Below are 4287 nucleotides of genomic sequence, written 5' to 3'. Positions count from 1 at the left end.
CACATAATCGCATCTTTTATTACGCAACTTTTTATGTATATAAGGGAGTAAAACCATTTTGCAGCCATCCATATTGTAAACATCATAAATTGAAGGGTGTTTATGTTATGTTTAATCATTTCTTTAATAATAGAGATAGAAAGACAGTAGAATATATTAAATGGTGTAGTAAATGTAATTTCTATTATGTGGGTTGGAATAAGAAGGATTATATAGATTGGTCTTTTGAAATTATTAATTATAGTGAGATAGATAGTGCAATAAAAGAAGAATTATATTTAAAAAAAGAACAGGATAGAGCTAATAGAAAAAGAGTAGCTCAATTAAGAGAAATTAATAGCAAAAGGAAAAGAAACAAAAAAATTGAAAAACAAAAGAAAAAAACAAATACAATAGTAATGACTCCAAAAGTAACAGAAATTGAAAAAGTTACAAATAATTATATAAGAAAAGAAGGAGATCACGTTATCGGAGCAAAGGATTTTGTAATCAAAACTAATATTTTTAGATGTAAAGGGGAAAATCATAAATTAGAAGACATAACAGCAATAATTTCGGTTGTAGATAAAAACGGTAATGTTCAAGAAAAGAAAGTGTCGGCAGGTTTTTGTTCATCTTGTGGTGCGTATTTTATTATGGAAAGTGTTTATGAAGAATTGAAAAGAATAGGCGTTCCATTATGTAGAATAAGTGATACAAAAACATTTTTTAGTAGTAATGATTATAATTATATGCATTTAGCAAGTCAGTCTGTACTAAGACAATTTGGTTATAACGTAAGTAATGATAACGAATTAACAGAAAAAGCTAGACATAAGATATTAGCAGTTATCATTGATAAAAATATATTAACAAAAAATGAGATTATAGCTTACTTAGATTTTTTTATTAATCAAAGAAAATATAATGATAAATTTTATATGGCGATAGCTAAATGGGAAACAGATAGAAACTTTGTTTCTAATTATAAATTAGGTGATTATGAAAGTTATGGAGTGAACGGTTTGTATAGATAGCGAAAGCGCGTTTTTAATTAAATAACAACTTCCTGAGCGCAGTAAAAGGAATCCTAATCTCTCTTCACACAAACTTGCATTTCCCCTATAATTAGATTAAGACAAACATCTGCAAATCAAGATAGATAAAGAGGATTTTTATGAATACAGGATTTTTACCAATTACAAAAAGAGATGGAGGTAGATTTATGAAGGTGTATTGTTATAGTAGATGTTCCACATGTAAGAAAGCATTAAAGTGGCTAGAGGACAATAATATTAACTACGATTTAATAGATATCAAGGAAAATAATCCAGACCAGAAAACTTTAAAGGAAGCCTATAAGAAAAGTGGCAAGGAATTAAAAAAGTTCTTTAACACCAGCGGTCAACTTTATAGAAGCATGGAGCTATCTAAAAAGTTAAAGGATATGTCAGAAGAAGAGCAGTTAAAGCTTCTTGCCAGCGATGGCATGCTAGTAAAAAGACCCCTAGTAATTACAGAAGATAGTGTTTTACTAGGCTTTAAAGAAGAGGAATGGAAGAGCTTAAAGTAAGTTGTTAGCAGAGTTCACAGTAAAGAAGGAATTTATAAATGAACATACAAATATTTGGCACTAAAAAGTGCAATGACACTAAGAAAGCCCAGCGTTTCTTTAAAGAACGTGGTATTAAATTTCAATTCGTAGATATGAATGAAAAAGGAATGAGTAAAGGTGAATTAACTAAAGTGGCAGCAGCTAATGGCGGCCTTGAAAATATGGTTAATCCAGATGCTAAAGATAAAGATGCCCTAGCTCTATTTAAATATACAGCAGAGGAAGATAAGCTAGAAAGATTATTAGATAATCAACAGCTAATAAAAACACCAGTCATAAGAAATGGACAAAAATCAACCCTAGGCTATCAGCCAGAGGTGTGGAAGACCTGGGAGTAAGAATGATAGCATATGAAAGTTTCTGCATTAGTAGATTACATGGGTTATTATATTGTAGATAGCGAAAGCGTGTTTTTAATTTAATAACAACTTCCCGAGCGCAGTAACGGAAGTCCTAATCTCTCTTCACACAAACTTGCATTTAACCTATAATTAGATTAAGATAAACATCTGCAAATCAAGATAGATAAAGAGGATTTTTATGAATACAGGATTTTTACCAATTACAAGAGAAGAGATGTTAGAAAGAGGCTGGGATCAGGTGGATTTCGTCTACGTTTGTGGCGATGCCTATGTTGACCATCCTTCTTTTGGTGCATCCATTATAACAAGAGTATTAGAGGCTAATGGTTACAAGATTGGTTTTATTGCTCAGCCGGATTGGAAAGATCCTAAGTCTATAGATGTATTTGGTAAGCCAAGATTAGGTTTTTTGGTTTCATCAGGAAACATGGATTCTTTGGTTAACCATTATACAGTAGCTAAGAAACATAGAAGTACAGATGCTTTTACACCAGGTGGTGTTATGGGTAAGAGACCAGATAGAGCAGTTATAGTTTATTGTAATCTTATTCGTCAGACTTACAAGAAAGATGCAATCATAATCGGTGGTTTAGAGGCGTCTCTTAGAAGAATGGGACATTATGATTATTGGTCAGATTCCGTTAGACGTTCCATTTTACTAGAATCAGGTGCTGATATTATTAGTTATGGTATGGGTGAGCATTCAATTGTAGAAATCGCAGATGCCCTAAATTCAGGACTTGATGTAAAGGATGTTACCTTTATTAAGGGAACAGTCTATAAGACAAGGGACGAGGATAGTATATATGATGCTATTAGACTTCCTGATTTTGAGACTATTGAAAATGATAAGCGCGAATACGCAAGAAGCTTCGCCCTTCAATATAAGAATACCGATCCATTTCAAGCAAAGACTATGTATGAGTGTTATGGTGGAAAAACATTTGTAGTACAAAATCCTCCAGCACTTCCGCTTACAGAGCTTGAGATGGATGATGTATATAAATTGCCATATATGAGAGCTTATCATCCAAGTTATGAGGCAGCAGGCGGGGTACCCGCTTTACAGGAAATTAAGTTTTCTCTAACTTCTAATAGAGGCTGTTATGGAGAATGTAATTTCTGTGCCTTAACTATGCATGAAGGTAGAATTGTGCAGGCACGAAGTCATGAATCTATTATTACAGAGGCTAAGGAGATGATTGAAGATCCTGACTTTAAGGGATATATTCATGATGTTGGTGGCCCAACAGCTGAATTTAGAGCACCAGCTTGTTCTAAGCAGATGACCAAGGGCGCTTGTGTTGGCAAACGTTGTCTATATCCAAAGCCATGTATTAATTTAAATGTAGATCATTCCGATTATTTGAGCCTACTTCGTAAATTAAGAAAATTACAGGGTGTTAAGAAAGTATTCGTTCGCTCTGGATTTAGATATGATTATTTAGTTGCTGATAAGAATAAAGATTTCTTAAAGGAACTATGTCAATATCATGTTAGTGGACAGTTAAGAGTAGCACCAGAGCATATTTCAGATAACGTATTATCTAAAATGGGAAAACCTGGAGTTGAAATCTACAATGAGTTTGTCAAGGAATTTGAAAAGGTAAACGAGGAATTACATCTTAATCAATTTATCGTGCCATATTTAATGTCATCTCATCCAGGTTCTAGATTAGAAGATGCTATTATGCTTGCGCAATATTTAAAGAAGCATCATATTAGCCCTGAGCAGGTGCAGGATTTTTACCCAACGCCAGGTACAGTTTCAACAACAATGTATTATACAGGACTTGATCCATTTACTCTTGAACCTGTATTTGTTGAACATAACCCACATAAGAAGGCTATGCAAAGAGCTTTAATCCAATATTGGAAACCTGAAAATTATGATATTGTAAAGGAAGCATTAAAAGAAGCCGGTAGAGAAGATCTTATTGGTTTTGGTGAGGAATGTCTTATTCCACCACGTAAGATGACTTATACTTATAAATTAGATAAATATAAAAGTAAGGGTAAGAGTAAAAATAGCAGTAAAGATAAGGCTAAGCCAGCTAAGATAAATAAAAAAATCAATAATAAAAAGTCTAATGGACATAAGAAAACAAGATAGATTAAGTGACAAATTAGATGATTAATAGGAAGCAAGGTATAACTTTATAGTTAGTACCTTGCTTTTTTACTTATAAAAAATAAGACATAAGTACTATATTTTAGAAAATTTTCAAAAAAGGTGGTAATACCGCTTGCTATTTTTTTTTCTTTTGATATACTAAGCCCATGTTAACGACGTGAGAACTTAATACTTGAATCTAGTGTAACTCTTTAATG

Annotated in this window: 4 protein-coding genes; all 4 read left to right on the top strand. The window is 32.6% G+C overall.

What is annotated here, in order from left to right:
• Window positions 1–1016, top strand: a 1016-nt coding sequence (locus QVA17_RS12285; protein WP_287389276.1) for a hypothetical protein, incomplete at its 5' end; no start/stop codon positions are given.
• 188 nt (window positions 1017–1204) lie between these two features.
• Window positions 1205–1552: an arsenate reductase family protein gene (locus QVA17_RS12280; protein WP_287389278.1), complete on the top strand. Its 348-nt coding sequence runs from the start codon at window positions 1205–1207 to the stop codon at window positions 1550–1552.
• Between the two features lie 38 nt (window positions 1553–1590).
• Window positions 1591–1932 (top strand): arsenate reductase family protein, encoded by a 342-nt coding sequence (locus QVA17_RS12275; RefSeq protein WP_287389274.1) that lies wholly within the window; start codon window positions 1591–1593, stop codon window positions 1930–1932.
• Window positions 1933–2134: 202 nt separating this feature from the next.
• Window positions 2135–4069 (top strand): YgiQ family radical SAM protein, encoded by a 1935-nt coding sequence (locus tag QVA17_RS12270; RefSeq protein ID WP_287389272.1) that lies wholly within the window; start codon window positions 2135–2137, stop codon window positions 4067–4069.
• The last annotated feature ends 218 nt before the right edge of the window (window positions 4070–4287 follow it).

The organism is Lachnospira sp., assembly GCF_016290755.1.
Classification (GTDB): domain Bacteria; phylum Bacillota; class Clostridia; order Lachnospirales; family Lachnospiraceae; genus Lachnospira; species Lachnospira multipara.
The sequence above is the reverse complement of the archived record's forward strand: the minus strand, read 5'-3'. Positions and strand labels throughout refer to the sequence as shown.

What these genes read in the sequence shown, in the direction of transcription:
- QVA17_RS12270 (WP_287389272.1), top strand. Translation starts at nt 2,135, where the DNA reads ATGAATACAGGATTTTTACCAATTACAAGAGAAGAGATGTTAGAAAGA.
- QVA17_RS12275 (WP_287389274.1), top strand. Translation starts at nt 1,591, where the DNA reads ATGAACATACAAATATTTGGCACTAAAAAGTGCAATGACACTAAGAAA.
- QVA17_RS12280 (WP_287389278.1), top strand. Translation starts at nt 1,205, where the DNA reads ATGAAGGTGTATTGTTATAGTAGATGTTCCACATGTAAGAAAGCATTA.